The sequence below is a fragment of the Rhodococcus sp. AG1013 genome, from assembly GCF_003350365.1.
Classification (GTDB): Bacteria; Actinomycetota; Actinomycetes; order Mycobacteriales; family Mycobacteriaceae; genus Prescottella.
Genome location: NZ_QQAT01000014.1, coordinates 1 through 26,898 on the forward strand (window position 1 = coordinate 1; position 26,898 = coordinate 26,898).

Consider the following 26,898-nt stretch of genomic DNA (forward strand, 5'->3'; position numbering starts at 1 on the left):
TTCCACGACGACCCCGACGTGCTCGCCAAGGTCTCCCGCGGACTCGGCGAGGCCATGGTCGGCATCAACGTCGACGACATCCCGCAGCCGCACCGCCTCGCCGAGCGCGGCTGGTGATCTGACTTCGGTCGATCGAGATCTCTGACGCGGTGAGGGCCCGAAGCGGCCCTCACCGCGTTTCTCTTTGCGCGTTGCTAGCCTGATCCATCGGCGAAAGGGACCGTCATGGCGAAGATCGAACAGATCCTGGAACTCGAGCGACTCGAGAAGGACATCTTCCGCGGTATCGCAACCGAGACGATGCTCCCGCGGACCTTCGGCGGCCAGGTGGCCGGCCAGGCGCTGGTGTCCGCGGTGCGCACCGTGGACGAACAGTTCCACGTCCATTCGCTGCACGGGTACTTCCTGCGCCCGGGCAACCCGGTGATGCCGATCGTCTACCTGGTGGACCGGATCCGGGACGGCCGCTCGTTCGTGACGCGGCGGGTCACAGCAGTTCAGGACGGCCAGGCGATCTTCACGATGTCCGCCTCGTTCCACGTCCTCGACGAGGGAATCGAGCACCGGGACGAGATGCCGCCGGTGCCCGATCCGGAGGACCTGCCGGACGCGTCGACCCTCACGTCGGAGGAGCAGTCGTGGGAGTTCCGCGAGTGGGCCGATTGGGACCTGCGATACGTGCCGGCCGAGCAGATCCAGCGCCGTCGCGGGGTGCCGGTGCAGCAGCAGGTGTGGTTCCGGTCCCGCGAGGCGCTCCCGGACGACCCCGTCTTCCACATCTGCACCCTCGCGTACATGAGTGACATGACGCTGCTGGCCTCGGCGAGCACCACCCATCCGGACGCGCAGATCCAGAGCGCGTCACTCGATCACGCGTTGTGGTTCATGCGGCCGTTCCGGGCCGACGATTGGCTCCTCTACGACCAGTCGTCGCCGTCGGCGGGCTTCGGGCGCGCGCTCACCCAGGGCCGCATCTTCAACCGCGAAGGTGTTCTGGTGGCCGCGGTGGTTCAGGAAGGGCTCACCCGGTTCCTGCGGCGGGACTGATCGCGGGCGTCCGGCGCGTGCACCGGCGTCCTCGCGCGGCTGATAGCGTTTCCGGGGTCAATAGCCTCGAATAGTGCAGGAATTTCACTCGTGACAAATCAACCGACGATCGGCGTGCTCGCACTACAGGGCGACGTTCGCGAACACCTCGCGGCACTCGAATCGAGTGGGGCGCGAGCGATCGGTGTGCGCAGGCTCGCGGAACTCGAATCCGTGGACGGACTGGTCATTCCGGGCGGTGAGTCGACGACCATGAGTCGGTTGCTGACGGTCTTCGAACTGCTCGAGCCGCTCCGTGCCCGACTCAAGGCCGGCATGCCCGCCTACGGTTCGTGCGCGGGCATGATCCTGCTCGCCAGTGAAGTCCTCGACACGCGGCCCGACGCCGAGCACCTCAACGGTCTCGATATGACGGTGCGGCGCAACGCTTTCGGTCGCCAGGTGGATTCGTTCGAGGCCGATCTCGATTTCGACGGTATCGATGGCGACCCGGTACGCGCCGTGTTCATCCGCGCCCCGTGGGTGGAGCGGGTCGGTCCCGGCGTCGACGTGCTGGCGCGGGTACCGGAAGGCCCTGCCGCCGGACACATCGTCGCGGTGCGGCAGGGCACCGTCCTGGCCACGTCGTTCCATCCCGAGGTCACCGGGGACCGGCGTGTGCACGGGCTGTTCGTGGACATGGTGCGGGGGAACTGACCCCCCGCACCGGGTCACCGGCGGGCGACCGTCACCACGCGTTCAGGGTGTCCAGGATCTGGGGACGGGACTTCCACAGTTCCTCCGACCAGTACCCCCACGCGTGGGTGCCGCGGGGGGTGAAGTCGTACGTCGCGGGAATACCGAGGCTGTCCAACCGAACCTGGAATGAGCGCGTGTTCGCCAAGGCGATCGTCTCGAGTCCCATGGCGTTGGACGTGTTGAACGAGGTCACCGAGCCGGACGAGCCCAGCGATCCCGACAGGTCGGACGATCCCAGTGAGCCGAGCAGCGCACCTGGGGCGTCGTACTGTCCGGGCAGTCCGTTGCCCGACGCGATGTACAGCGACAGGCCGCGAAGCTGCGGTGCGAACACGAACGGGTCGTTGCGCATCCAGGCCCCGTTCCAGGGCGGACCCCACATCGAGTCGGAGTTGTAGCCACCGGAGTCGAGCATCGCGATGCGGATCAACTCGCGCATGCCGGGAGCCGACAGATTGAGGTAGCCGGAGTACGAACCGGCGAACTTGAACTGGTCGCGGTGATACGCGGCGAGGGTCAGTGCGGCCGAGCCGCCCATCGACAGACCGGTCACCGCGTTGTTGCTGCGCGAGACGCCGCGGGTTTCGAGGTACGCGGGCAGATCCCGGGTGAGGAATGTTTCCCACTTGTAAGTGATCTTCTGCCCGTTGAAGTTGCTGGGCGCGTACCAGTCCGAATAGAAGCTGGACTGGCCGCCGACCGGCAACACCAGGGTGACGTTGTCGAGGCGGAACTGGTCGAACGCGTTGGTCTCGAAGCTCCACGCGTTCGCGTCGTCGCGGGCGCGCATGCCGTCGAGCAGGTACAGCGCGGCGTTCCCGCCGCGCGACGCCCACTGGATCTGGACCTTGATCGGGCCCATCTCCGAATTGACGAACACTTCCTCGTAGCCGCCCGCCGGCGCGGCCGATGCGACCGGGGCCCCGGCGATGGCCGCGAACAGCGGAAGCGCGAGTGCCGCTGCTGCGACACCGATCAGACGCTTCTTCAGTCGCTTCGAGAAACCTGCTCTGTCAGTGCGCATTCGTTCGCCTTTCCCCCAACGGCCTGGCATGTTGTCGTGTGCGCCCCCGCGCGAAATGCCGTTCCGTCGTCATCGATGTCCAGTCACGGATGTCCCTGGAAGGCTTCCAACGAACCGGACGGACTGTCCACCGAACCTATCAAGAGGTATCGGATCGTGACCTTCGCTCGGAGGCGGTGTATCCGGCGTGGAGAGGTATGCAGGTAGCATCGAACATCCGACAAATGTGCAGTCGATTTCGTCGTGGGATTTGTCGTATCTGCCACGGCGCACTGCAGGAAGGGGCTCCCACGAATGAGCGGCCACTCCAAATGGGCCACCACCAAGCACAAGAAGGCCGTGATCGACGCCAAGCGCGGCAAAGCCTTCGCGAAGCTGATCAAGAACATCGAGGTGGCGGCTCGTACCGGTGGCGGTGACCCGGCGGGCAACCCGACGCTGTACGACGCCATCCAGAAGGCCAAGAAGACCTCGGTTCCCAACGACAACATCGAGCGTGCGCGCAAGCGCGGTGCCGGTGAAGAGGCGGGCGGCGCGGACTGGCAGACCATCATGTACGAGGGCTACGGCCCGAACGGTGTCGCGGTGCTCATCGAATGTCTCACCGACAACCGCAACCGTGCGGCCGGTGAGGTCCGTACCGCGATGACCCGCAACGGCGGCAACATGGCCGATCCGGGCTCGGTGTCCTACCTCTTCACCCGCAAGGGCGTCGTGGTGCTCGAGAAGAACGGTCGCACCGAGGACGATCTTCTGGAGATCGTGCTCGAGGCCGGCGCCGAGGAGATCAACGATCTCGGTGACTCGTTCGAGATCGTGTGCGAGGCCGGGGACCTGATCCCCGTGCGCACCGCGCTCGTCGATGCCGGCGTCGACTACGAGTCGGCCGACCCCGACTTCCGGGCATCCGTGGAGGTCCCCGTCGACGTCGAGGGCGCCCGCAAGGTGTTCAAGCTGGTCGACGCTCTCGAGGAATCCGACGACGTCCAGAACGTCTACACCAACGTGGACGTCTCCGACGAGGTTCTCGCCGAACTCGACGCGTAGTTCCACCTCGCGCAGCGGACGCTCCGGCGCCCGGCTGCGTGTTGGTACATCCACCCGCGCCCACCTCCCGCTATGATCGAACAGCTGTTCGGAAATGGCGAGAGGTGGGCGCGTGCGTGTTCTGGGAGTCGACCCCGGCCTGACGCGGTGCGGGTTCGGCGTCGTGGACTCCGGTCGAGGTCGTGCGGTGATACCCGTCGCGGTGGACGTCGTTCGCACGCCGCCGGACATGGAGCTGTCCCAGCGCCTGCTGGGGATCTCGAATGCCGCCGACGAGTGGCTCGACAGGTACCGGCCCACCGTCGTCGCCGTCGAGCGGGTGTTCTCGCAGCACAATGTGCGGACCGCGATGGCGACCGCGCAGGCCGGCGGGGTCGTCGCGTTGGCTGCGGCCAAGCGGGGGATCGATGTGTGCTTCCACACCCCCAGCCAGGTCAAGGCGGCCGTCACGGGCAGCGGAACCGCGGACAAGAAGCAGGTGACCGCGATGATCACCCGCATCCTGGGGCTCGATACCGCGCCCAAACCGGCCGACGCGGCGGACGCGCTCGCGCTCGCGATCTGCCATTGTTGGCGCGCTCCGATGCTCGATCGGATGGCCGCGGCCGAGGCCGCCGCCGCCGAACAGAAGCGACGGTACGAAATGCGGCTGAAGCAAGTCGCCGCGGGGAAGGCAGGAACACGGTGATCGCTTCGGTACGGGGTGAGGTCCTCGAGATCGGGTTGGACCACGCGGTGATCGAGGCCGCGGGCGTCGGCTATCGCGTCAACGCCACACCCGCCACGTTGGCGACGCTGCGCCGCGGTGACGATGCACGACTGCTGACCGCGATGATCGTCCGTGAGGATTCGATGACGCTGTACGGCTTTGCCGACGCGGAATCCCGGGATCTGTTCGGCCTCCTGCAGACGGTGTCCGGTGTCGGCCCACGGCTGGCGATGGCGATCCTCGCGGTGCTCGAGCCCGTGGCCCTGCGCAAGGCACTCGCCGAGGGCAATGTCACGGCCTTGACCCGGGTGCCCGGCATCGGCAAGCGCGGCGCGGAGCGGATGGTCGTCGAGTTGCGGGACAAGGTCGAGGCCGTCCCGGCTGCCGGGGACCTGCCGGGCGCGGCGCCGGGCGGATCTCCGAGTGTCGTGCGCGATGACGTCGTCGAGGCGCTCACCGGCCTCGGCTTCCGGCTCGACCAGGCCGAGAAGGCGACCGACACGGTCGTGGCCGCCGACCCGACCGCCACGACGTCGGTCGTGCTGCGCTCCGCGCTGGCGCTGCTCGGTAAGACACGATGAATTTCGACGCCGGGCACGGCGACGAAGCGTCGGACATCCACGCCGACGGGTCTGCCGGTTCCGAGGTCACCGCCAACTTCGTCGCGTCGGACGGTGAGATCGAGGCCAGCCTGCGGCCCAAGAGCCTGACCGATTTCATCGGCCAGCCGCGGGTGCGTGAACAGCTTCAGTTGGTGCTCACCGGCGCGAAGATGCGCGGCGGGACGCCGGACCACATCCTGCTTTCCGGTCCGCCCGGGCTGGGCAAGACCAGCATGGCGATGATCATCGCGGCCGAACTCGGGACGTCGCTGCGCCTCACGTCCGGGCCGGCGCTCGAGCGTGCCGGCGATCTCGCGGCGATGCTGAGCAATCTCGTCGAGGGCGACGTGTTGTTCATCGACGAGATCCATCGGATCGCGCGTCCCGCCGAGGAGATGCTGTACCTGGCGATGGAGGATTTCCGGGTCGACGTCGTGGTCGGCAAGGGGCCGGGTGCGACGTCCATTCCTCTCGAGGTGGCGCCGTTCACGCTGGTCGGGGCCACGACGCGGTCCGGCGCGCTCACCGGCCCGCTGCGCGACCGGTTCGGCTTCACCGCTCACATGGACTTCTACGAGCCCGCCGAGTTGGAGCAGATCCTGCTGCGGTCGGCGGGCATTCTCGGCGTCGATCTCGGACCCGAGGCGAGCGCGGAGATCGCCGGCCGATCGCGGGGCACACCCCGTATCGCGAACCGTCTGCTGCGTCGCGTCCGCGACTACGCGGAGGTGCGGGCCGACGGCATCGTCACCTGCGAGGTGGCCCAGGCGGCCCTCGCGGTGTACGACGTGGACGCTCTCGGTCTCGACCGTCTCGACCGGGCGGTGCTCGGCGCACTCGTGCGGAGCTTCGGCGGCGGACCGGTCGGTGTTTCGACGCTCGCCGTCGCGGTGGGGGAGGAGCCGGCGACGGTCGAGGAGGTGTGCGAGCCGTTCCTGGTGCGGGCCGGCATGATCGCCCGGACCCCTCGCGGTCGAGTCGCGACCGCGGCGGCGTGGGCGCAGCTGGGGTTGACCCCGCCACCCGATGCCGCAGTCGGCGGAATCGAGGTGCGTGCCCGGGAGCCGCAGCTGGGATTGTTCGACTCGGGGGAGCCCGACACCGAGGAACGCTGAGCGGGTTCGTCCGGCGCTCCCGTGACGCTTGTTCGATATGAGCGAAATGGGATCGGTGCCGAATTCCCTTTCGACGGCCCTGCTAATGGCACACTGGTGGGTGGCGCGGCACCGACCCGGATCCGTGCCGTAGACGTGTGTGACAACCCTGAGGACTGACTTTCCGATGCTCGAGTTGCTGTTTCCCGTTCTGATTCTCGCTCTGCTGGTGCCGATGTTCCTCGGCATCCGGCGCCAGAAGAAGGAGATGGCCAAGACCGCTGAACTCCAGGATTCTCTGCAGATCGGTGACCGGGTGATGACGACGGCGGGGCTGCACGCCACCGTCGCCGGCCTCGGCGACGGAACCGTCGACCTCGAGATCGCTCCTGGTGTCGTCACGACGTGGTCGCGCATGGTCATCCGTGAGCACCTCGTCGACGAGGACGCCGCCGGCGACGACGTGGTCGACGAGTCTGACGAGACGCCCGATGAAACGCAGCGTCGTCTGAACGGCGAGTAGTGCGTCGGCCGCCCCCGTAGGCAGGTTCAAGCCTGCCGGCGGGGGCGTGTTCGCGCCTGGCTCGCCGAGGGGCAGTGAGAATCTGCGGCCCATTGCGTCATTCACCTGAACCGCACGTACCGAGGAGACAGACAGACCGTGGCACCTTCGACAGGATCGGTGCATCCAGTGCGCGCGCTCGCCGTTTTCACGACGATCGTCGCCGCGCTGTATGCGTTGGTCTTCTTCACCGGAGACAAGTCCCCGACCCCGGAACTGGGGATCGACCTGCAAGGTGGGACACGAGTCACACTCACCGCGCGAACGCCTGACGGCAGCACTCCCAGCCAGGACAGCCTGCGTCAGGCACAGCAGATCATCGAGACCCGCGTCAACGGCCTGGGTGTCTCGGGCTCCGAGGTCGTGATCGACGGCGACAACCTCGTCATCACGGTCCCCGGCGACGACAGCTCGCAGGCCCGTTCGCTGGGACAGACCGCGCGTCTGTACATCCGTCCGGTGCTCGGCTCGCAGCCCGCGGCCGCGCCCGGCGCGCCGGAGCAGGCGCCGAACACGCAGGCCCCTGCTCCGACGGAGCCGAACACGACTCCGGGGGCGGAGGAGCCGGCGGCGCAGGAGCGCCCGTTCCCGGCGCAGAATCCCACCGAGCCGGCACCGTCGCCGACTCCGGCACCCGAGGCTCCTGCCACCCAGGCGCCGGAGCCCGGTTCGCCCGCGGCCGCGGCCGCGGAGATCTCGAAGGCCAAGGCCACCCGTCAGAGCGAGGACCCCGCGGTCCAGCAGCAGGCGATGGCCACGCTCGACTGCTCGGCGCCCGACCCGCTCCAGGGCAACGACGATCCGGCGCTGCCGTTGGTCGCGTGCTCCACTGACGGCACCACCGTGTACCTTCTCGCCCCGAGCATCATCGACGGCCAGGAGATCTCCGACGCGTCGTCCGGCTTCAACGCGCAGCAGTCGCGCTACGAGGTGAGCCTGAGCTTCAAGTCCAGTGGCAGCTCCACGTGGGCGCAGTTCACGTCGGCGAACATCGGTAAGCAGGCCGCCTTCACGCTCGACTCGAAGGTCGTCAGCGCGCCGGTCGTGCAGGGCGCGACCCCGGTCGGCAGCTCGACGTCGATCACCGGTCAGTTCACACAGACCCAGGCGCAGGAGCTCGCCAACACCCTCAAGTACGGTTCGCTGCCGCTGTCGTTCGAGGCGTCGGAGGCCGAAACCGTCTCCGCGACCCTCGGCCTCCAGTCACTCGAGGCGGGTCTGATCGCGGGCGCCGTCGGTCTCGTGCTGGTGCTGGTCTACTGCCTCGTCTACTACCGCATGCTCGGCGTGCTCACAGCGCTCTCGCTCGTGCTGTCGGGCGTCATGGTGTACGCGGTGATGGTTCTGTTGGGCCGGTACATCGGCTTCACCCTGGACCTCGCCGGCATCGCGGGTCTGATCATCGGTATCGGTATGACCGCGGACTCGTTCGTGGTGTTCTTCGAACGCATCAAGGACGAGATGCGTGAGGGCCGCAGCTTCCGTTCGGCGGTGCCCCGCGGTTGGGCGCGCGCACGTCGGACGATCCTGTCCGGCAACGCGGTCAGCTTCATCGCGGCCGCGGTGCTGTACGCCCTCGCTGTGGGCCAGGTGCGTGGCTTCGCGTTCACGCTCGGCCTCACGACGATCCTCGACGTGGTCGTGGTGTTCCTGGTGACGTGGCCGCTGGTCTACATGGCGTCGAAGTCGCGCTTCTGGTCCAAGCCGAGCGTCAACGGGCTCGGGGCCGTCCAGCAGGTCGCCCGCGAACGCAAGATGGTCGCCGCGTCGACCTCCGCATCGTCCGACATGGAGGCATGAAGCAATGAGTGAGTCGAACACCTCCGCCGTCGACACGAACGTCACCGACGCCGGCGTCAACCAGGCACTGCTGCCGCACCACAGCTGGCTCCAGCGCCTGTACACCGGCACCGGTGGCTTCGAGGTCATCGGTCGCCGGAAGTTCTACTACCTGCTGACCGGCGCGATCGTCGCGTTGTCGCTGCTGAGCATCGTCGTTCGTGGATTCACACTCGGAATCGAGTTCGAGGGTGGCACTCGCATCCAGTTCCCGACGCCGGCCGGTGTCACCACCGAGCAGGTCGAGACGGTGTACTCGGACAGCCTCGGCAACGAGCCGGTGTCGGTCCAGACCGTGGGATCCGGTTCCAGTTCGTCGATCGAGATCCGCTCCGAGGCACTCGACGTCGCGCAGGTGGCCACGCTGCAGAATGCGCTGTTCGATGCGTTCCATCCCGAGGACAGCAACGGCAACCCGTCGAAGAACGCCATCAGTGTCGCGGACGTCAGTGAGACGTGGGGCGGCCAGATCACCCAGAAGGCGCTGATAGCGCTCGTGGTGTTCCTGATCATCGTCAGTATCTACATCGCGGTCCGGTTCGAACGCGACATGGCGATCGCGGCGATCATCTCGCTGTTCTTCGACATGATCGTCACCGCCGGCGTGTACTCGCTCATCGGTTTCGAGGTCACGCCCGCCACGGTGATCGGTTTCCTGACGATCCTCGGCTTCTCGCTCTACGACACCGTCGTCGTGTTCGACAAGGTCGAGGAGAACACCCGCGGCATCCTGCACCTGAACCGCCGTACCTACGCCGAACAGGCCAACCTGGCCGTCAACCAGACCCTGATGCGGTCGATCAACACGACGGTGATCTCGATCCTGCCGGTGCTCGGCCTGATGGTCGTCGCAGTGTGGCTCCTCGGTGTCGGCACGCTGAAGGACCTGGCGCTGGTGCAGCTCGTGGGCATCCTGGTCGGTGCCTATTCGTCGATCTTCACCGCGACCCCGATGCTGGTGAGCATCAAGGAGCGGTGGGGTCCCGTCGCCGCACACACCAAGAAGGTGCTGGCCAAGCGTGAGGCGGCGTCCGGTGTGAAGAGTGTTTCGGCCGAGCGGGTAGAGCCGCGGGTGCGTCCGACCGCGGGCGGTGCGCCCAGGCCGGGAGCCACGCCGACCGGAAAGCGCAACAAGAAGAGGCACTGACATGCCGGATGCGAAAACCTCCCGTCGTGCCCCCCGTCCCACCCGCCGCGTCGTCAGGTCGATCGTTGCCCTGACGGCCGCGGCGGCGGTCGGTGCGACCGCCGCCTGCGGCGAGCCCGCCGATCAGGTGCCGTCGCTGGGCTTCGCGATCGACAACGTCGTGACGACCTACAACGGCAACACCGTCGAGGGCGCGGCGACGGGTGCGCGGCAGGCGCTCGGCCGGGTGCTCACCGGCATGAGCTACACCGGTCCCGCCGGTGGGCCGGTCGCGGACACCGATTTCGGCACGGCCAGCGTGCTTCCCGGCGACGTGCTCACCGTGCAATACCGGCTCAACCCGGCATCGGTGTACTCCGACGGTGTGCCCGTCTCCTGCGACGACCTCGTGCTGACGTGGGCGGCGGGCAGTGGACGGTTCACCCGGCCCGGTGACGGCGGCACCGGACCGATGTTCGAGGCGGCCACGAGGGCCGGCTACTCCGACATCGACCGCGTCGACTGCCAACCCGGATCGAAGGACGCCACCGTCGTCTTCAAGCCCGGCCGCGGCTACCTGGACTGGCGTTCGCTGTTCGGGGCGACCGAGGTGATGCCGGCTCACGTCGCGGCGCAGGCCGCGGGTGTGCCGGACCTGGTCGGTGCAGTCCATTCGGGTGATGCCGACGCAGTCGGTCGCATCGCCGACTTCTGGAACACGGGCTGGACACTGACGCCTGGTGAACCGGATCTGACGAGACTGCCGTCGTCGGGTCCGTATCGGATCGACTCCTACACCGCCGACGGCGGGCTGGTGCTCGTCGAGAACGAGCGCTGGTGGGGCAACAAGCCCGCCACGTCCCGAATCGTGGTGTGGCCCAAGGGTTCGGATGTGCAGTCCCGCATCGACGACGGTGACATCGAGGTCGTCGACATCGGTTCCGGATCGATCGAGGGCCTGAATCTGGGCGACGGCTTCGACGTCGTGGACCAGCCGTCGCGCAGCGTCGAGCAGTTGGTGCTGGCTACGCGCGGCACCCTCGGCTCGGTCGAGGCCCGGCGGGCGTTGGCATTGTGTCTGCCGCGTCAGCAGTTGTTCGACCAACTCGGTCATCCCGGTTTCGACGTGCCGACCGGGCTGGGTTCGGGCGTGGTCGACTCCCGGATCACGGCGCCCGACACGCTCTTCTACGCGTCGGCAGTCGCGGCCGAGGGCGGGATCTACACCGATCCGGACATCCCCGGCGCGACTGCGGCGCGGGAGGAGACGGGGCAGCAGCACCTCACGGTGCGTGTCGGCTACCTCGGACCCGACGAGCGGCGCGCGCAGACCGTTCAGGAGATCGCCGCGTCGTGCGCGGGTGCCGGGATCACCGTCGAGGACGCCGGCTCGCCCGACTTCCGGCCGACGGCCCTCGGCGCGGGCCAGGTCGATGCCGTGCTCGCCGGAACGGGTTCGGCGGCGGGTGCCGCCGGCGTGAGCGCGACGACCGACGCGGCCTTCGCGTTGCACTCGGGCAACGGCGACAACTTCGGCGGGTTCGCCAATGGTCGCTTCGATCAGATCGCCGATCAGCTCGCGGTCGACGGTTCCCTGGCGGCGCGGATGTCGCTGGCGGGGGAGGCGGAGGCGATCCTCTGGAACGAGATGCCGACGATTCCGCTGTTCGACCAGCCGCGGACGACCGCGCATTCGAAGGGGATGCACGCGGTGGTGCCGAACCCTACGAGGTCCGGTGCCGGGTGGAACATGGACAGGTGGATACTTCTCAGGTGATTTCTCAGATGGATGCGCCTGAAGCTGCCACGCCGAACCTCGCGACTGCGCTGGAGAAGGCCGGCGAAGCGGTGTCGCGTCTGACGCGCTGGTGTGACGACTTCCCGACGCCCGGGGTTCGGTTCGCCGACCTGACTCCGGTCTTCGCGGACGGTCCCGGTTACCGCGCCGTGATCGACGGTCTCGCGGCGGCGGGCACCGGTGCCGACCTCGTCGCGGGCGTCGACGCTCGGGGCTTCCTGCTCGGTGGCGGCGTCGCGCTCGAGTTGGGCTGTGGTGTGCTGGCGGTGCGCAAGGCGGGCAAGCTGCCGCCGCCGGTGTATGCGGAGAGCTATGCGCTCGAGTACGGCGCGGCGACGCTGGAGATCCCGTGCGACGCGCCCGACCTGAAGGGCCGGCGGGTGTTCGTGATCGACGACGTCCTCGCCACCGGCGGAACGCTGTTGGCGGCCGCCGAACTGCTGGCCCGGGCCGGTGCCGAGGTGGTCGGCGTCGCGGTGGTTCTCGAGATCGAGGAACTGGGTGGCCGGGAGCGGTTCGAGCGGTACCCGCTGACGTCGCTCGTGCGAGTCTGAGGACTACAGTTGTGCCTGGTGGTGTTGCAGTGCCGCCGGGTCCCGAGGGACCGCCCGCAGCGCGGTGGCAGGAGGTGACGGCATGACCCAGCATCTTGATCGGTCTCAGAACACAGGTGTACCCGGTACAGGGGCGACGCCACCTGCGGAGAAGTCCGCACCCGCGCCCGTACCGACCTCCGCGTCGCGACGGGTGCGCGCCCGGTTGGCACGGCGCATCACCGGTCAGCGCAACGCCCCGGTCCGCCCGGTGCTCGAACCGCTGGTGACCCTGCACCGCGAGCTGTACCCCAAGGCCGACTTCTCGCTGCTGCAGCGGGCGTACGACGTCGCCGAGCAGCGGCACGCCACGCAGTTCCGCAAGTCCGGCGACCCGTACATCACCCATCCGCTCGCGGTCGCGAACATCCTCGCCGAACTCGGCATGGACACCACCACCCTGGTGGCGGCGCTCCTCCACGACACCGTCGAGGACACCGGGTATTCGCTCGAGGAACTGACCGCCGAGTTCGGTGAGGAGGTGGCGCACCTCGTCGACGGCGTCACCAAGCTGGACAAGGTGGTCCTGGGATCGGCTGCCGAGGGCGAGACGATCCGCAAGATGATCATCGCGATGGCGCGCGATCCACGGGTGCTGGTCATCAAGGTCGCCGACCGGCTCCACAACATGCGCACGATGCGGTTCCTGCCGCCGGAGAAGCAGGCGCGCAAGGCCCGCGAGACGTTGGAAGTGATTGCGCCGCTGGCGCATCGACTCGGCATGGCGACCGTGAAGTGGGAGCTCGAGGACCTGTCGTTCGCGATCCTGCATCCGAAGAAGTACGAGGAGATCGTCCGGCTGGTCGCGGACCGGGCACCGTCGCGCGACACCTACCTGGCGAAAGTGCGGGCGGAGATCAACGCGACCCTGTCGGCGTCACGGATCAATGCCGTCGTCGAGGGCCGCCCCAAGCACTACTGGTCGATCTACCAGAAGATGATCGTCAAGGGCCGCGACTTCGACGACATCCACGACCTGGTGGGCGTGCGGATCCTGTGCGACGAGATCCGCGACTGCTACGCCGCGGTCGGCGTCGTGCACTCGCTGTGGCAGCCGATGGCGGGCCGGTTCAAGGACTACATCGCGCAGCCGCGGTACGGGGTCTACCAGTCGCTGCACACCACCGTGATCGGCCCCGAGGGCAAGCCGCTGGAGGTGCAGATCCGCACGCGGGACATGCACCGCACGGCGGAGTTCGGTATCGCCGCGCACTGGCGCTACAAGGAGACCAAGGGGCGGCACTCCGGCGATGTCGCCGAGGTCGACGACATGGCGTGGATGCGTCAGCTGCTCGACTGGCAGCGGGAGGCCGCCGATCCCGGTGAGTTCCTCGAGTCGCTCCGGTACGACCTCGCGGTCAAGGAGATCTTCGTCTTCACGCCGAAGGGCGATGTGGTGACGTTGCCCGCCGGCTCGACGCCGGTCGACTTCGCCTACGCGGTGCACACCGAGGTCGGACACCGATGTATCGGTGCCCGCGTCAACGGCCGGTTGGTGGCGCTCGAGCGCACGCTCGAGAACGGTGAGGTCGTCGAGGTCTTCACATCGAAGGCGGCCAACGCCGGGCCGAGTCGGGACTGGCAGTCGTTCGTGGTGTCGCCGCGGGCGAAGACCAAGATTCGGCAGTGGTTCGCGAAGGAACGCCGCGAGGAAGCGCTCGAAGCCGGCAAGGACGCCATCGCGAAGGAGGTTCGCCGCGGTGGACTTCCCTTGCAGCGCTTGATGAATGCCGAGTCGATGACGGCGATCGCGCACGAGTTGCGGTATGCCGACGTCTCGGCGCTCTACACCGCGGTGGGCGAGCACAACGTCTCGGCTCAGCACGTCGTGCAGCGCCTGGTCGCGCATCTCGGCGGCGTCGGCGCCGTCGAGGAGGAGTTGGCCGAGCGGTCGACGCCGTCGACCATCCCCACCCGCCCGCGTGGCACCGGCGACGTGGGCGTGCTGGTGCCCGGAGCGCCGGGCACGGTCGCCAAGCTCGCGAAGTGTTGCACCCCGGTGCCGGGCGACGAGATCATGGGCTTCGTGACGCGCGGCGGTGCGGTGAGCGTGCACCGCACGGACTGCACCAACGCGGCCTCGCTGCGACAGCAGTCGGAGCGGATCATCGAAGTCCAGTGGGCGCCGTCGCCGTCGTCGGTGTTCCTGGTGGCCATCCAGATCGAGGCACTCGACAGGCATCGGTTGCTGTCGGACGTGACCAAGGCTCTCGCCGACGAGAAGGTGAACATCCTGTCGGCGTCGGTGACTACGTCGGGGGACCGGGTCGCGGTCAGCAAGTTCACGTTCGAGATGGGCGACCCGAAGCACCTGGGTCATGTGCTGAACGTGGTGCGCAACGTCGAGGGCGTCTACGACGTCTACCGCGTGACGTCGGCCGCCTAGCGGGTTCGAGCCTCCGGAACGGGCTGAAGGGGCCCTTCGTGCGGTGTGAGCGTACGAAGGGCCCCTTCAGCTGTGCAGGGGAGGCGTGTCAGCCGAGTTTGGCGGTCTCGATGGTGACCGGGTTGGTCGGGGCGCCGTCGCCGGGCGACGTGGAGCCCTTCACGCCGGCCGCGGCGATCTTGTCCAGGGTGGCGAGCCCCTCGTCCGAGATCGTGCCGACCACCGTGTAGTTCGGCTGGAGCAGCGAGTCCTCGAAGACCAGGAAGAACTGGCTGCCATTGGTGTCGGCGCCGGCGTTGGCCATCGCGACGGTGCCGCGGGGATACACGACGGGGTTGTTCAGCGCGGGATCGTTCGCGGCGAACTGATTGGTCGGGTACTCGTTGGCGTACTGGTAGCCGGGTCCGCCGCTGCCGCGTCCGGACGGGTCACCGCACTGCAGCATGCCCAGGCCGGGGACGGTGGAGATGCGGTGGCAGGGGGTGCCGTCGTAGTACGCCTGCTCGGTGAGGCTGACGAAGCTGTTGCCCGTGCAGGGTGCCTTCGCGCGGTCGAGGGTGAGGCCGATCGGACCCGCATCGGTGGCGAGAGCGACCGGGACGGTGCCCTCGGTCGAGACACCCGTTCCGTTCGGAGCCTTCACGTCCTTCGCGGCCGGACCGGCCGGGGCGTAGCTGCAGTCGACCGTCGGCGCGGCGGGTGCGGCGGCCGCGGGCAGGGCCGCGAAACGGGACATGTCGATCGACGGCGCGGCCGGTGTCGTCCAGGTGCTCGATGCGCTCGTGGAGGTGTCGGTGGAGCTGTCGTTGTCGGAGGAGCACCCGGTCAGGACGAGTGCCACGCCCAGTCCGACTGCGGCTAATGCTGTGCGCTTCATCAGTCCAGTCTCACACTCGTGATCTCGACGGGCAGGTTCGGCTTGCCGTCACCGGGCTGGTTGGACGCGTCGTTTCCGGCCGCGGCAACCTTGTCGAGGGTCGCGAGGCCGGTCTCGTCGATCGTGCCGAACACGGTGTAGTCCGGCGGCAGCTGCGAATCGCCGTAGACCATGAAGAATTGGCTGCCGTTGCTGTTCGGCACGGCGCTGTGCGCCATCGCCAGGGTGCCGCGGGGGTACAGCGCGGGCGTGCTCAACGCGGGATCGCCCTCGGCGTACTGGTCGGTCGGGAACTCGTTGGCGAAGCCGTAGCCGGGCCCGCCGGTCCCGGTCCCGGTGGGGTCGCCGCACTGCAGGACCTGCAGGCTGTCACCGGTGGTGAGCCGGTGGCAGCTGGTGGCGTCGAAGTAGCCCTTCGAGGCGAGGCTGACGAAATTGTTGACCGTGCAGGGCGATTCGCCGTTGTTCAGCGTCAGGCCGATGTTGCCCTGCGAAGTCTCCATGCTGGCGCTGACGGTCGCGACGGTGGTGTCGATGCCCTCGGTGCGCGGCGGAGTGTTGGGCTTCGACGGCGCGCTGCCGTCGGGCGTGTAGGTGCAGTTCACGAGATTCGGGAGCGCCTCGGCGCGACCGGCCGGCAACGCGCCGGCGGTCTGCGTCGGGGAGGCCGCGGTGTTCTCGGAGGACTTGTCCTCGTCCTTGCCGCTCAGCGTCACCACGACGGCCCCGACCGCGACCACGACGATGACGCCGACGATCGAACCGGCGATCGTCAACTGCTTGCGCTTTCGTGCGCGCGCGGCGCGCCGTTCGAGCTGGCGTTCCAGCTTTCTCTTCGCTGCTTCCCGGCGCTGCTGATTGCTCGGCACTGCGGTAGTCCTCCCGTACGTCTCGTTCGGTTTGTTCCGGAATATCTCGTGGCACCCGTCGCCGCCCGAGGGCTTCGGGCGAGTCTGCCATTCCAACCTGAGAAGATCCTGGCGCGACGACAGCCTAGGCTGTATGCGGTCCGCAACGGACCCCGTAATCGACCCGTACTTTAGGAGCTGCCGCCGTGCTCGTCACCGGATTCCCGGCCGGGATGTTCCAGACCAACTGTTACATCCTCGCGCAGGACGACTCGACGGACTGCGTTGTCGTCGATCCCGGCCAGGACGCGGCCGAACCGTTGGCGCAGTTCCTCGCCCAGTCGGAGCTCGAGCCCCGGGCGGTGCTGTTGACACACGGCCATCTCGATCACACGTGGTCGGTGCAGCCGGTCTGCGAGCGGTACGGCATTCCGGCCTACATCCACCCCGAGGACCGGTACATGCTCAGCGATCCCGCGCGGGGGATCGGACCGACCATGAACCAGTTCATCGCCGGGGTCGAGTTCCGTGAGCCGGCCGAGGTGATCGAACTCGCCGACGGTGACGAGTTCTCCGTCGCCGGGATCGACTTCGTGGTCGACCACACCCCCGGGCACACGCAGGGTTCGGTCGTCTTTCGCACCGAACTGTCGACCGATGACGGACCGCTGCAGGTCGCACTGACCGGAGACACGCTGTTCCAGGGTTCGATCGGCCGCAGCGACCTCCCCGGGGGCAACCACGAGCAGTTGCTGCGCTCGATCGCGCGCAAGTTGCTCGTGCTCGACGACAGCACCGCAATCCTGCCCGGCCACGGTGGATCTAGTTCGATCGGCCAGGAGCGTGCCGCGAACCCGTTCCTCGTTGGACTGACCGCCTCCCAGTAAGGAAAAGTAAGCAACGTGAGTAAGTCCAGCACCTTCTCGGCCCCCAAGGGCATTCCCGACTATGTCCCGCCGCAGTCCGCGGAGTTCGTCGCCGTGCGCGACGGGCTGACCCGCGCGGCGAGGTTGGCCGGCTACGGACACATCGAGTTGCCGATCTTCGAGGACACGGGTCTGTTCGCCCGCGGCGTCGGTGAGTCCACCGACGTCGTGTCGAAGGAGATGTACACGTTCGCCGACCGCGGCGATCGTTCCGTGACGCTCCGGCCCGAGGGCACCGCCGGTGTGATGCGCGCCGTGATCGAGCACGGCCTCGACCGCGGCCAACTTCCGGTCAAGCTCAGCTACGCCGGCCCGTTCTTCCGCTACGAGCGCCCCCAGGCGGGCCGCTACCGTCAGCTGCAGCAGGTGGGCGTCGAGGCGATCGGCGTGGACGATCCGGCGCTCGACGCCGAGGTCATCGCGATCGCCGACGCCGGTTTCCGGTCCCTCGGACTCGACGGTTTCCGGCTCGAGATCACCTCGCTCGGTGACGAGACGTGCCGCCCGCAGTACCGGGAGCGGTTGCAGGAGTTCCTGTTCGCGCTGCCGCTCGACGAAGAAACGCAGGCACGAGCCCGAATCAACCCGCTGCGCGTGCTCGACGACAAGCGCAAGGAGGTCCGCGAGATGACGGCGGACGCCCCGCTCATGCTCGATCACCTCTCGGAGAGTGCGAAGTCGCACTTCGATCAGGTCCTCGCACACCTCGACGCGCTCGGTGTGCCCTACGTCGTGAATCCGCGCATGGTGCGCGGCCTCGACTACTACACCAAGACCACGTTCGAGTTCGTCCACGACGGTCTCGGTGCACAGTCCGGCATCGGCGGCGGTGGTCGCTACGACGGCCTCATGGAGCAGCTCGGCGGTCAGCCGTTGTCCGGTATCGGCTTCGGCCTCGGTGTGGACCGCACCATCCTGGCGCTCGCGGCGGAGGGCAAGTCCGCCGGCAACCCCGCGCGCTGCGAGGTGTTCGGCGTGCCGATCGGTGACGCGGCGAAGGCGCGGATGGTCACGATCGCGCGGGACCTGCGGGCGGCCGGCATCCGCGTCGACATGGTGTACGGCGATCGCGGGATCAAGGGCTCGATGAAGGCGGCGGACCGTTCGGGTGCACGGTTCGCGCTCGTGCTCGGCGACGAGGACCTCGCGGCCGACACGATCGGCGTCAAGAACCTGGGCACCGGCGAACAGACCTCGGTCCCGTTGGAAGGTGTTGTCGCGCAGATCGGTTCGATTCTTGCCGACGCCTGACGGTGCGGGTGGGGAGCAGTTCTCCCTCGACCTCATCCCGGCGTCGATGTTGGCGCCCCGCATGCGCCGGATCGCCGTCGTCTCGATCGTGATCGGGATCGTGGTGGGCGCCGTGGTGGCGTTCTTCGCCGACCCGCTGGTCGCCGTCGCCATCGGCGCCGTGATCGGCCTGCCGACCGCGCTGTCGGCGCTGCTGGCAACCCGGCGCCGAATGTGGTTGGACGGCACCGTGATCCACGCATCGAACGGGCTCCGGCACCGTCGGATCGAGGTGGGCAAGGCGGTCAGTGTCGAGTTCGTCGTCCGGGCCGGGCGGATCAGTCAGGTCGCGGTACGGATCGGGGACGGCCGGGCTGCGCAGACCGTGCCGCTCGCGCTCTACACCGCGGACGGCGGGCGCGAACTCGAGGTGCTCGGGTTGCGCAAGCTCGCCGATGCCCTCTCCGCGAGCGAACTGGCACCCGCGGCAGCCGCGGCATCGCTGCTCATCGAGCAGTTGCGAGCGGAGGCCCGGGGTGCCGGTCTGGAGGAGCGCCCGCTGTATCGAGCGGTCGTACTGGTCCGCGATGCGGGCCGGGTCCCGCAGACCGTGCTCACCGACCAGGAAGTCGCGACCCTGTCGATCTGACGTCCGTGCGCCGAGACGGACTGACCGGGCGGTAACTCCCTGGTTGCGGGTTCGGCCGTTCGCTTCGCTGCGCCGCCGGACAGGATTATCGTTCGAAGCATGGTCGGACTCTGGCCCGTCCTCGATCGCAAGGCTGTCTTCGAGGACGCAGAGGAACTGCTCCGCAACGGCACGTCGTGCGGAGTGGTGCTGGTCGGTACCGCCGGGGTCGGCAAGACGACGATGGCGCGGGAGTTGGTGGGTTCGCTCACCGGTGACGCCCGATGGATCGTCGGCACCGAGTCCACCCAGTCCATTCCCCTCGGGGCGTTCGCGCCGCACCTGGCCCGCACCACGTCGCGCGACCCCGTCGTCGCGCTGCGCGCGGTGCGCGACCTGCTCGCCGAGGACGGCTCGGCTCCCGACGGCTGGGTGGGGATCATCGGGGTGGACGACGCGCACCTGCTCGACGAGTTCTCGGCGGGACTGGTCCACCAGTTGGCGGTCGGCCGCGATGCCCGGCTGGTCGTCACCGTCCGCAGCGGTGCTCCCGTGCCGGGGGCGATCGAGGCGCTGTGGAAGGACGGCCTGCTCACCCCGTTCGTGGTGCCGCCGTTCACGCGGCAGGAGATGGACGAGGAACTGCACGCGGTTCTCGGCGCTCCGGTCGAGCGGTTCAGCGCGGACGAGATCTGGGAGGCGTCGGAGGGCAATCCGCTGTTCCTGCGGCACCTCGTGGAGGGCGCGCTCGACGGCGGCACACTCCGCAAATCGGGGGGTGTGTGGCAGCTGCGGGGTCGCCCCGGGGTGTCCGCGGCCCTCGCGTCGCTGCTCGAGTCGCGCTTCGCGCGGACACCGCGCGACGCCCTCGACGTGGTCGACTACCTCGCCTTCTGCGAGCCACTCGAGCTCGAGGTACTCAGCGAACTGGTGAGCCGGCGGTCGATCGAAGAGGCCGAGCGGCTGGATCTGGTGCGCATCCGGGACGTGGGAAACGCGCACGTCGTGCGCCTGGCACATCCGCTCTTCGGTGAGGTGATCCGCGATCGTGCCGGTGTGCTCGCCGCGCAGCGCATCAAGCGGCGACTCGTCGAGGTGCTGCGCGCGTCACCCGATCCGGGCGTGGTGACCTCGATGCGCATCGCCGAGCTGGCGATGGAGTCCGGAATGGACCCGGATCCGGATCTGCTGGTGCGCGGTGCGGAGGACGCGATCGCGATGGCCAGCCTCGATCTCGGTGCGCGCCTCGCGGGTGCCGCCGTCCGGCGCGGAGCCGGCTTCGACGCGTCGTTCGCGCTGGGTCGGGCCCTGATGTGGCAGGGCCGGGGCGACGAGGCCGAGAAGGTGTTCGAGGCCGTCGACCCGGACGCGTTGAGCGAGTACGACGTCGCCCGTTGGCTCCTGACCCGCGTCGCGAGCCTGTATCTGGAGGCCGGTCGCCCGCAGGAGGCGGTCGCGCTGTTCGAGCGCGAACGGGGCCGGATCACCGACCCCATGCTCGCGGTGTCGGTGGTGGCACTGGACGCGGTCCTGCACCTGTACGACCGTCGGCCCGCGGAGGCGATCGCACTGGCCCGGCAGGTGGGGGCGGCGCCGGAGGCCCACCCGTGGGCGCGTGCCAGCGCGGTGTTCGCGGGTGTCGCGGCGCTGACCGTGTCGGGCCGCGGCTTCGAGGTGGGCGCGCTGGCCTCGTCCGCGTGGGAAGCGATCTCGCACGGCGACGGCCTGCTGCGATTCCACATCGGTTACTTCGAGGTCCAGGCACTCACGCTCGTCGGTCGGTTGTCGGCGGCGCAGCAGACGGCCGCCCGGTACCGCGACCTGGCCGCCGGACAGCCGAACAGCGCGGCCCTGGCCGACGTGGCGTCCGGCGTCGTGGAACTGACGAGCGGCAGGCTCAACGATGCCGCCGAGCACCTGACGGAGGCCCTCGCGGTGCTCGACCGCGAGACGCGATCGGAATGGATGCTGCTCGCAGCCGTGAGCCTGTGCGAGGTGCGGGCCGCGCAGGGGAAGCCCGACGACGCCACCGCCGCTCTCGCGATCGCGGAACGCCATTCCGGCCCCGAACTGGCCTTCTTCGACCCGCTCATCGACATCGCCCGGGCGTGGGTGGCGGGGGCGGCGGGGGAGGTGTCCGCCGCGGTCCATGCGGCGCGCCGCGGTGCGGACCGGGCTGCGCAGTCCGGCCAGTTCGCGGTGGAGGCGCTCGCGCTCGACGTCGCGACCACGTTCGGCGACTACTCCACCGTCCAGCGGCTCGTCGAGCTCGGGTCGGTCGTGGACGGGCCGTTCGCGAAGGTGGCGGCCGAGCGAGCACGCGCGCTGGCGAAGGCGGACGGACCCGCGCTCGACCGGCTCGCCGCCGAGTTCGAGCGCGTCGGCGCCCTGATCGCGGCGGCGGACATGTACGCGCAGGCCGCCACCGCGTACTCGCGGTCGAGCGACCGCCGGGGTGAACTGTCGGCGGCGGCGAAGGCGCACTGGTTGTCGTCGCGGTGTGACGGGGCGACCACGCCCGCCCTGGCGAAGGCGGCCCGCCCGCTGCCGCTGACCGATCGTGAACGGGAGATCGCGGTTCTGGTCGGTCGCGGACTGTCGAACAAGGACATCGCCAGCCGACTGGTGCTGTCGGTGCGCACCGTCGAGGGCCACATCTACCGGGCGTGCGAGAAGCTGGCGCTGAGCCACCGCAGCGACCTCGCCAAGCTCGTCCAGGTGTGAGCCGTTCCACAATCGTCGATCGACGTGTGGTGTGACCGATCTCCTTCTCTCGCTGCCGGATTCGTGGCTACGGTGGGAAGTGTCGATGACGACGCGAGGAGGCGGCATGAGCACTGCACCTGTCGGTAACGCACCAGCCACTGTCACGGTTACCGGGGCCTCCGGGCAGATCGCGTACGGTTTGCTCTTCCGGATCGCGGCCGGCGACATGCTCGGTCCCGAGACCCCGATTCGCTTGAGATTGCTGGAGATTCCCGCTGCGGTCAGATCCGCGGAGGGTGTCGCGATGGAACTCGAGGACGGTGCGTTCCCTCTGCTCGACGGAATCGAGATCACCGACGATCCACTCGTCGGCTTCGACGGGTCCGACATCGCGATGTTGGTCGGGGCGCGTCCCCGCACGAAGGGCATGGAACGCGCGGACCTGCTGTCGGCGAACGGCGCGATCTTCACCGCGCAGGGCCGGGCGATCGAGGCCCGCGCATCGGACGACGTCAAGGTACTGGTCGTGGGCAATCCCGCGAACACCAACGCGCTGATCACGATGAACAATGCTCCCCGCGTGCCGCGAACCCGGTTCTCGGCCCTGACCCGGCTCGACCACAACCGGGCCATCGCGCAACTCGCGCACAAGACCGGTGAGCCGGCCGCCAGCATTCGTCGGATGACCATCTGGGGTAACCACTCGGCAACTCAGTACCCGGACCTGTTCCACGCTTTCGTGGGCAACAAGCCCGCGGACGATGCGGTCTCGGATCCTGCCTGGATCGAGGACGACTTCGTTCCCACCGTGCAGCAGCGGGGGACTGCCATCATCCAGGCCCGTGGGTCGTCGTCGGCGGCGAGCGCCGCGAGCGCGGCGATCGATCATGTCCGGGACTGGGTCCGCGGAACCGCCGACGGAGACTGGGTCTCGATGGCGGTGTGCTCGGACGGCTCGTACGGCGTCCCGGAGGGTCTGATCAGCTCGTTCCCGGTGACTTGCGCGAACAGTGAGTTCACCATCGTCCCGGACCTGGAGATCGACGACTTCTCGCGCGGACGGATCGCCCGGTCCGTCGCGGAACTCGAGCAGGAACGGGACGCGGTCCGCGCGCTCGGCCTGATCTGACGACGGGCCGAGCGCACGAACGGCGATCAGCGCGGGTCGAACTCGTCGGCCCCCAGCTCGCCGGGGTCGACGCCGCCGATGACCGCCGGGGCCACCATCGGCAGGTCGCCGACAACGTCGTTGCTCCGCGCCGCATCGACGAGGTAGCTCGGTGTGCTGCGATCCACGGTGTCGTCGTAGCCGCTGCGAGCCCCGGAGCCCATTCCGCCGGGCGCGAAGCCGCTGCCCGTTCCCGACGCGGCGGCGCCCAGGGCCGGTGCGGTCGGATTCGCAGGTCCGGCGGCGGGAGTGCCGGCCGGCACCTGTGCGGCAGCCGGCCCGCGCCCCGCCGAACCGGCGGCCGCAGCGCTGCCGCTTCCGATGCTTCCGAGGAAGCCGGACGTGGCGGAACCGCCTGAGCCACCGCCACCTCCGACACCGCCGCCGGCGGGGGTTGTCGGCGCTGCGGTCGTGGTGGCCGCGAAGTCCCCGGCGCCCCCGGTGATGCCCGCGGCCAGGGTGGGCGCCGCGACGGAATCCCCGAACTGTCCGGTGAGCGTCCCGACGAGGGGTTTTCCGACCGATTCGAGAAGTGAACTCGCGACCGCGATCGGCGACGGCCCGCCCCCGGGCGTGAGACCGGCTGCGGGAGCGGGCGCCGGCGGAACCGGGATCTCGGCCCCCAGTGCTGCCATCGCCGACTGGTGCCCGGCGAGTTCGGCGCGGGTTTCGGCGATCACGGTCAACGCGCGCTGGAGATGATCGGCAGCGGCCGCGATGAGCATGGTCTGTCCCGGCGGGGTGAGAGCCACCGGCCCGGCAGCAACGGCGGTCGCGACGAACGATTCGGCGACGGCAACGAGTTTCGCGTTGCCGCGAGCCACTGAGCCCGCGGCTTCCTGCGTGACCGTGGCGATCTCGTTTCCGCGTCGGCTGAGCTGCTCGCCGGCGAGCTGGGCCTGCTGTCCCTGGGACTGGGCGGCGAGCGCGGCCCGACCGTCCCACGCCTGATCGAGGGTCTTCAGTCCGGACAGCCCCACGGACAGTGCGGTGTCGATGATCGACGACGACTGCTGCAGCAACGCCGTCGGATCGAAACCGCCGACCGTTCCGGTGCCGAACGCGCCGGCGAGCTCGGAGATCGGTTGCAGCAGTTGATCCAGACCCGGCAGCGGCGGCAGCGTGGGAAGCGGCGGTAGTGCGGGCAGTGGTGGGAGCGGCGGCAGGGCGCCCGCCGCGATGTCGGTGAACGGTGTGTCCAGCAGCGGCCCGAGCGGCGACGCGGCGAGCGCCTCCATCGGGGTGCGGGGGACCGGCATGTCGAGCACCGGTGCGACCGGTGACGCCTGCAACAGATCCAGCACCGTCGGCTGATCGCTCCCCAATGCCGTCGAATCCGAGGCCGTCATGCGTTCTCCCCCAGAGCATCTCGTGCGGCGCCGAGTGCGGCACCGGTGGACCGGTCCGCGCCGTCGTAGGCCGCCGCGATGGTGTGCGCGACCGAACTCGTGCCCGCGTACACGTTCGCCAGGGCCGCAACCGATCTCGCGTGCGTCACCTGCGTCGTGGCAAATGTCGCGAGGAAGTCGGCGCCGATGACACCGAACACCGGCGCCAGTGCCACGACGTTGGCGGCGGCGTCGAACGCGCCGGCCGCTCCGATGTTCGCGGCAGTCTCCGCCGCTATGTCCCCGTACGCGCGAATCTCGTCCGGCGCAGCCGTGAATCCGTCCATGTCGACCCCCCAGTCAGTGATTCCGGTGACACTGTAGCGGAGGCGGTGGGGCGTGCGCGCAGCGTCGGGGCCGGGCTGTGGACAACTCTCGGCAATCAGCTTTCGGGTATTCGGTCGAGGAGGGCCGTTGCCCGTCTCGCGATCTCGTCCGTCTGACCGGTCCAGCCCAGGGCCCGTAGGGCCGCGTCGGCGACCGCGTCGGGGGTGAGCGGCGACGTGGTGTGGTGCACCGCGGCGTCCGAACGAGAGCTGATGGTCGCCTCGACGAGCCGGAACGGCAGTTCGAGGGGGACGGAACCGCAGTCGGGGCCGGCGATCGCGTCGCGGGCGTCGTGCGCGAACGCCGCGTACCGCGCCATGAGGTCCGCCCGCAGTCCGCGGAACTCGGCGAACCGCTCCGTGGTCACCTCGGGCAGTAGGTACAGGGCGCCCAGATTCCAGCGGGACGCGACGAGCTGCCCGGCATCGAAGAGCGCGAGGGCGTACATGCCCACGACGGGATCGTCACAGTCCCGGCGCAGCTGTTCGGCGCACTCCACCGGAGCCGCGACGGTCCCGAGCAGGAGGGCGGCGAGGATGTCGTCCTTGGTGGCGAAATGGTGGTACATCGACGCCTGCCGGATCCCGACGGCGTCGGCGATCATCCGCGTGGACGTTCCCGTGAAGCCGCGGGTGGTGAACAGTTCCGCCGCCGCGTCGAGGATCTCCTCGCGTGCGGTCGCGCCGGGCCGTTTGCGCGTCGACAGTCTCGGCCGGCCGGCACCAGTTGTCGTCATGGATCCATCCTTACAGGAAAGCGACGCAGTGCGATTCGCGAAGCGCGGTCAGTCGGCGGGTGGGCCCGCATACGACAGCCGTCGCTGCACGCCGGCGATCTCGCGGACCGCCTCGGACAAGAGGCTCCGGAACAGCGGAGTGAGCGACCCGGCCGCGATCTCGTCCGTGACGGCGTGGCCCTGTTCGAGGAGCTCGCACTGGTGTCGGAGCCGGATCTGTTGCACGACCTCGAACGACTCGGACAGTACGCGGGCATCGTCGTCGAGCAAGAGTCCGGTGCCGGCCGCCGCCCGCAGGCGTTCGGTCGTCGAGCGGTCGCTGACGCCGGCGCAGATCCCCGCCCATCGCGCGATGTTCACGACGGGCATCGCCGCATCGGCCTTGAGGTCGATGTTCCCCGTGCGGCGGGTCAGGAGGCGGCGCAGCGGGTGCAGGCGCGCGGGTTCGTCCACGGCCTGGCGCAGCAGCAGCCTCGTCGCGGCGGGGGCGGTGCGCAGTCGAGTCGCCACCCACTCGGCGAGGTGGGGACGCCCATCTCCCCAGGTCTCCCGGCTGTCCGCGAGCATCGACAGCATCACCAGACCGCGATCGGTGAACGGGTCGGCGATCCACCCCTCCACCGCACCGAGCCAGCGCTGGTGCGATCGGGAGAACCGGGTGCGGTCGGCGGTCGCGCCCTTGGCGTCCGCGCGAAGCCCACACGAGTCCAGGAGATCGTGAACCCGAGCGGCGAGCGCGGTGACGGTGTCGGTCTCGATGTCGGCTCCGACGACGACCGCGGTGTCGAGATCGGAGTTCGGTAGCGCCTCGCGCCGCGCGACACTGCCCAGGCTCAGCCAGGTGAGGTCCGGCGCGGCGCGCGCGGCCACCAGATCGAGTGCTCGTGCCACGGTCGCGTCGACGATCACCGACAGGATTGCGCTGACGTCGGTCGGTGCCACCCGCGCTCGATGTAGGTCCAGGACCAGGGCGGGGATCTGCCTTGCGGTGGCGATGAGCTCATCGGTGTCGGCGGCGCGCGCCACGGCGCCGCGCAGCAGGAAGCCGCCGCGCGCTGCGCCGGCGAGGAGATCGGCGTCCTCGACGATGCCGAGCACCTCGCCCCGTGCCGAGAGCACCGGCATCGTGCGAACCCCGCATTCGAGCATGTCGCGCAGGGCGTCGGCGCCCAGTCGGTCGGCGGGACACGTGTGTACCGGGCTGGTCATCGCGGCGGTGACGGGCGTGTTCGGGCCGAGGCCCGCGGCGACGACCCGCCGCGTGAGGTCGCCTTCGGTCACGATGCCGTGGGATCCGTCGGCCAGTGGCACGAGAACGCATCGCCGGCGCGTAGTTGTCATGAGAACGGCGGCGTCGCGGACGGTCGCCGTCGCCGGACACAACGGTGCGCGTCCCCGCAACAGCTCGCCCACCGGCCGGATCGCCGGGCTGGTCGCCACCGACGGACGCCGGTCCACCTGTTCGTCCACGATGTCCATCCTGGCAGTGGTACCCCCGC

General features: G+C 69.1%; 24 protein-coding genes and 1 pseudogene. 18 read left to right on the forward strand and 7 right to left on the reverse strand.

Annotated elements, in window-relative coordinates:
* The 3 genes and pseudogenes from DEU38_RS29270 to pdxT form a co-directional block, all read left to right on the forward strand.
* Positions 1 to 117, forward strand: a pseudogene (locus DEU38_RS29270) (pyridoxal 5'-phosphate synthase lyase subunit PdxS); the annotation flags it as partial.
* A 108-nt stretch (positions 118 to 225) separates the two neighbouring features.
* On the forward strand, positions 226 to 1,047 hold the full coding sequence (locus DEU38_RS17185; RefSeq protein ID WP_114722623.1) for an acyl-CoA thioesterase II: 822 nt from the start codon (positions 226 to 228) through the stop codon (positions 1,045 to 1,047).
* Between the two features lie 90 nt (positions 1,048 to 1,137).
* Entirely contained in the window at positions 1,138 to 1,743 is a 606-nt protein-coding gene (pdxT, locus tag DEU38_RS17190; RefSeq protein WP_114722624.1) for a pyridoxal 5'-phosphate synthase glutaminase subunit PdxT, read from the forward strand.
* A gap of 31 nt (positions 1,744 to 1,774) precedes the next feature.
* Here pdxT and DEU38_RS17195 read toward each other — a convergent pair whose 3' ends face one another.
* Complete coding sequence (locus DEU38_RS17195) at positions 1,775 to 2,809, reverse strand: alpha/beta hydrolase family protein (RefSeq protein WP_114722625.1); 1,035 nt, start codon at positions 2,807 to 2,809, stop codon at positions 1,775 to 1,777.
* Positions 2,810 to 3,103: 294 nt separating this feature from the next.
* Between DEU38_RS17195 and DEU38_RS17200 the strand changes: the two genes are divergently transcribed.
* From DEU38_RS17200 to DEU38_RS17245, 10 genes are all read left to right on the forward strand, one after another.
* Positions 3,104 to 3,856: a YebC/PmpR family DNA-binding transcriptional regulator gene (locus DEU38_RS17200; protein ID WP_114722626.1), complete on the forward strand. Its 753-nt coding sequence runs from the start codon at positions 3,104 to 3,106 to the stop codon at positions 3,854 to 3,856.
* Between the two features lie 112 nt (positions 3,857 to 3,968).
* The gene (ruvC, locus tag DEU38_RS17205) at positions 3,969 to 4,544 is read left to right on the forward strand and encodes a crossover junction endodeoxyribonuclease RuvC (RefSeq protein WP_114722627.1); all 576 of its coding nucleotides are present in this window, start codon (positions 3,969 to 3,971) and stop codon (positions 4,542 to 4,544) included.
* Complete coding sequence (gene ruvA, locus DEU38_RS17210) at positions 4,541 to 5,146, forward strand: Holliday junction branch migration protein RuvA (protein WP_114722628.1); 606 nt, start codon at positions 4,541 to 4,543, stop codon at positions 5,144 to 5,146. Before ruvC ends, ruvA begins: the two co-directional genes overlap by 4 nt.
* Positions 5,143 to 6,282 carry a Holliday junction branch migration DNA helicase RuvB gene (gene ruvB, locus DEU38_RS17215; protein WP_254622909.1) on the forward strand — a complete coding sequence of 380 codons (1,140 nt, stop codon included), beginning with the start codon at positions 5,143 to 5,145 and terminating at the stop codon, positions 6,280 to 6,282. Before ruvA ends, ruvB begins: the two co-directional genes overlap by 4 nt.
* A gap of 166 nt (positions 6,283 to 6,448) precedes the next feature.
* Positions 6,449 to 6,784 (forward strand): preprotein translocase subunit YajC, encoded by a 336-nt coding sequence (gene yajC / locus DEU38_RS17220; protein ID WP_114722629.1) that lies wholly within the window; start codon positions 6,449 to 6,451, stop codon positions 6,782 to 6,784.
* Between the two features lie 138 nt (positions 6,785 to 6,922).
* Positions 6,923 to 8,623, forward strand: a complete 1,701-nt coding sequence (gene secD, locus DEU38_RS17225; RefSeq protein ID WP_181818825.1) for a protein translocase subunit SecD — start codon at positions 6,923 to 6,925, stop codon at positions 8,621 to 8,623.
* Between the two features lie 4 nt (positions 8,624 to 8,627).
* Positions 8,628 to 9,809 carry a protein translocase subunit SecF gene (gene secF, locus DEU38_RS17230; protein WP_114722631.1) on the forward strand — a complete coding sequence of 394 codons (1,182 nt, stop codon included), beginning with the start codon at positions 8,628 to 8,630 and terminating at the stop codon, positions 9,807 to 9,809.
* 1 nt (position 9,810) lies between these two features.
* The gene (locus DEU38_RS17235) at positions 9,811 to 11,565 is read left to right on the forward strand and encodes an ABC transporter substrate-binding protein (RefSeq protein ID WP_114722632.1); all 1,755 of its coding nucleotides are present in this window, start codon (positions 9,811 to 9,813) and stop codon (positions 11,563 to 11,565) included.
* Positions 11,566 to 11,573: 8 nt separating this feature from the next.
* The gene (locus DEU38_RS17240; protein WP_114722633.1) at positions 11,574 to 12,140 is read left to right on the forward strand and encodes an adenine phosphoribosyltransferase; all 567 of its coding nucleotides are present in this window, start codon (positions 11,574 to 11,576) and stop codon (positions 12,138 to 12,140) included.
* Positions 12,141 to 12,222: 82 nt separating this feature from the next.
* Positions 12,223 to 14,565, forward strand: a complete 2,343-nt coding sequence (locus DEU38_RS17245; RefSeq protein ID WP_114722634.1) for a bifunctional (p)ppGpp synthetase/guanosine-3',5'-bis(diphosphate) 3'-pyrophosphohydrolase — start codon at positions 12,223 to 12,225, stop codon at positions 14,563 to 14,565.
* An 88-nt stretch (positions 14,566 to 14,653) separates the two neighbouring features.
* Here DEU38_RS17245 and DEU38_RS17250 read toward each other — a convergent pair whose 3' ends face one another.
* Entirely contained in the window at positions 14,654 to 15,442 is a 789-nt protein-coding gene (locus tag DEU38_RS17250; RefSeq protein ID WP_114722635.1) for a peptidylprolyl isomerase, read from the reverse strand.
* Positions 15,442 to 16,311 carry a peptidylprolyl isomerase gene (locus DEU38_RS17255; protein WP_114722636.1) on the reverse strand — a complete coding sequence of 290 codons (870 nt, stop codon included), beginning with the start codon at positions 16,309 to 16,311 and terminating at the stop codon, positions 15,442 to 15,444. Before DEU38_RS17255 ends, DEU38_RS17250 begins: the two co-directional genes overlap by 1 nt.
* 185 nt (positions 16,312 to 16,496) lie before the next feature.
* Here DEU38_RS17255 and DEU38_RS17260 point away from each other — a divergent pair, with 185 nt between their 5' ends.
* The 5 genes from DEU38_RS17260 to DEU38_RS17280 all read left to right on the forward strand — a co-directional run bounded on the left by DEU38_RS17260 (position 16,497) and on the right by DEU38_RS17280 (position 22,909).
* Complete coding sequence (locus tag DEU38_RS17260; RefSeq protein WP_114722637.1) at positions 16,497 to 17,177, forward strand: MBL fold metallo-hydrolase; 681 nt, start codon at positions 16,497 to 16,499, stop codon at positions 17,175 to 17,177.
* A 15-nt stretch (positions 17,178 to 17,192) separates the two neighbouring features.
* Positions 17,193 to 18,467, forward strand: coding sequence for a histidine--tRNA ligase (gene hisS, locus DEU38_RS17265; RefSeq protein ID WP_114722638.1), 1,275 nt, complete (start codon positions 17,193 to 17,195; stop codon positions 18,465 to 18,467).
* A 46-nt stretch (positions 18,468 to 18,513) separates the two neighbouring features.
* Complete coding sequence (locus DEU38_RS17270; RefSeq protein ID WP_114722743.1) at positions 18,514 to 19,095, forward strand: hypothetical protein; 582 nt, start codon at positions 18,514 to 18,516, stop codon at positions 19,093 to 19,095.
* Positions 19,096 to 19,194: 99 nt separating this feature from the next.
* Positions 19,195 to 21,798, forward strand: a complete 2,604-nt coding sequence (locus DEU38_RS17275) for a LuxR family transcriptional regulator (RefSeq protein WP_114722639.1) — start codon at positions 19,195 to 19,197, stop codon at positions 21,796 to 21,798.
* 106 nt (positions 21,799 to 21,904) lie between these two features.
* The gene (locus DEU38_RS17280) at positions 21,905 to 22,909 is read left to right on the forward strand and encodes a malate dehydrogenase (protein ID WP_114722744.1); all 1,005 of its coding nucleotides are present in this window, start codon (positions 21,905 to 21,907) and stop codon (positions 22,907 to 22,909) included.
* 26 nt (positions 22,910 to 22,935) lie between these two features.
* Here DEU38_RS17280 and DEU38_RS17285 read toward each other — a convergent pair whose 3' ends face one another.
* From DEU38_RS17285 to DEU38_RS17300, 4 genes are all read right to left on the reverse strand, one after another.
* The gene (locus DEU38_RS17285) at positions 22,936 to 24,297 is read right to left on the reverse strand and encodes a hypothetical protein (protein WP_114722640.1); all 1,362 of its coding nucleotides are present in this window, start codon (positions 24,295 to 24,297) and stop codon (positions 22,936 to 22,938) included.
* A complete protein-coding gene (locus DEU38_RS17290; RefSeq protein WP_114722641.1) occupies positions 24,294 to 24,623 on the reverse strand; it encodes a type VII secretion target in 330 nt (109 codons plus the stop codon). Before DEU38_RS17290 ends, DEU38_RS17285 begins: the two co-directional genes overlap by 4 nt.
* A 95-nt stretch (positions 24,624 to 24,718) precedes the next feature.
* Positions 24,719 to 25,399 (reverse strand): TetR/AcrR family transcriptional regulator, encoded by a 681-nt coding sequence (locus DEU38_RS17295; RefSeq protein ID WP_114722642.1) that lies wholly within the window; start codon positions 25,397 to 25,399, stop codon positions 24,719 to 24,721.
* Between the two features lie 48 nt (positions 25,400 to 25,447).
* Positions 25,448 to 26,878, reverse strand: a complete 1,431-nt coding sequence (locus DEU38_RS17300; protein ID WP_258557966.1) for a putative nucleotidyltransferase substrate binding domain-containing protein — start codon at positions 26,876 to 26,878, stop codon at positions 25,448 to 25,450.
* Between the last annotated feature and the right edge of the window lie 20 nt (positions 26,879 to 26,898).

Bases quoted from the DNA above. Each gene is read 5' to 3' on its own strand.
- DEU38_RS17280 (WP_114722744.1), top strand. From the start codon at position 21,905: ATGAGCACTGCACCTGTCGGTAACGCACCAGCCACTGTCACGGTTACC.
- yajC (WP_114722629.1), top strand. From the start codon at position 6,449: ATGCTCGAGTTGCTGTTTCCCGTTCTGATTCTCGCTCTGCTGGTGCCG.
- DEU38_RS17285 (WP_114722640.1), bottom strand. From the start codon at position 24,297: ATGACGGCCTCGGATTCGACGGCATTGGGGAGCGATCAGCCGACGGTG.
- DEU38_RS17295 (WP_114722642.1), bottom strand. From the start codon at position 25,399: ATGACGACAACTGGTGCCGGCCGGCCGAGACTGTCGACGCGCAAACGG.
- DEU38_RS17185 (WP_114722623.1), top strand. From the start codon at position 226: ATGGCGAAGATCGAACAGATCCTGGAACTCGAGCGACTCGAGAAGGAC.
- DEU38_RS17290 (WP_114722641.1), bottom strand. From the start codon at position 24,623: ATGGACGGATTCACGGCTGCGCCGGACGAGATTCGCGCGTACGGGGAC.
- DEU38_RS17195 (WP_114722625.1), bottom strand. From the start codon at position 2,809: ATGCGCACTGACAGAGCAGGTTTCTCGAAGCGACTGAAGAAGCGTCTG.
- DEU38_RS17300 (WP_258557966.1), bottom strand. From the start codon at position 26,878: ATGGACATCGTGGACGAACAGGTGGACCGGCGTCCGTCGGTGGCGACC.
- DEU38_RS17245 (WP_114722634.1), top strand. From the start codon at position 12,223: ATGACCCAGCATCTTGATCGGTCTCAGAACACAGGTGTACCCGGTACA.
- DEU38_RS17275 (WP_114722639.1), top strand. From the start codon at position 19,195: ATGGTCGGACTCTGGCCCGTCCTCGATCGCAAGGCTGTCTTCGAGGAC.
- DEU38_RS17250 (WP_114722635.1), bottom strand. From the start codon at position 15,442: ATGAAGCGCACAGCATTAGCCGCAGTCGGACTGGGCGTGGCACTCGTC.
- DEU38_RS17270 (WP_114722743.1), top strand. From the start codon at position 18,514: ATGTTGGCGCCCCGCATGCGCCGGATCGCCGTCGTCTCGATCGTGATC.
- DEU38_RS17235 (WP_114722632.1), top strand. From the start codon at position 9,811: ATGCCGGATGCGAAAACCTCCCGTCGTGCCCCCCGTCCCACCCGCCGC.
- secF (WP_114722631.1), top strand. From the start codon at position 8,628: ATGAGTGAGTCGAACACCTCCGCCGTCGACACGAACGTCACCGACGCC.
- ruvB (WP_254622909.1), top strand. From the start codon at position 5,143: ATGAATTTCGACGCCGGGCACGGCGACGAAGCGTCGGACATCCACGCC.
- DEU38_RS17240 (WP_114722633.1), top strand. From the start codon at position 11,574: ATGGATGCGCCTGAAGCTGCCACGCCGAACCTCGCGACTGCGCTGGAG.
- DEU38_RS17200 (WP_114722626.1), top strand. From the start codon at position 3,104: ATGAGCGGCCACTCCAAATGGGCCACCACCAAGCACAAGAAGGCCGTG.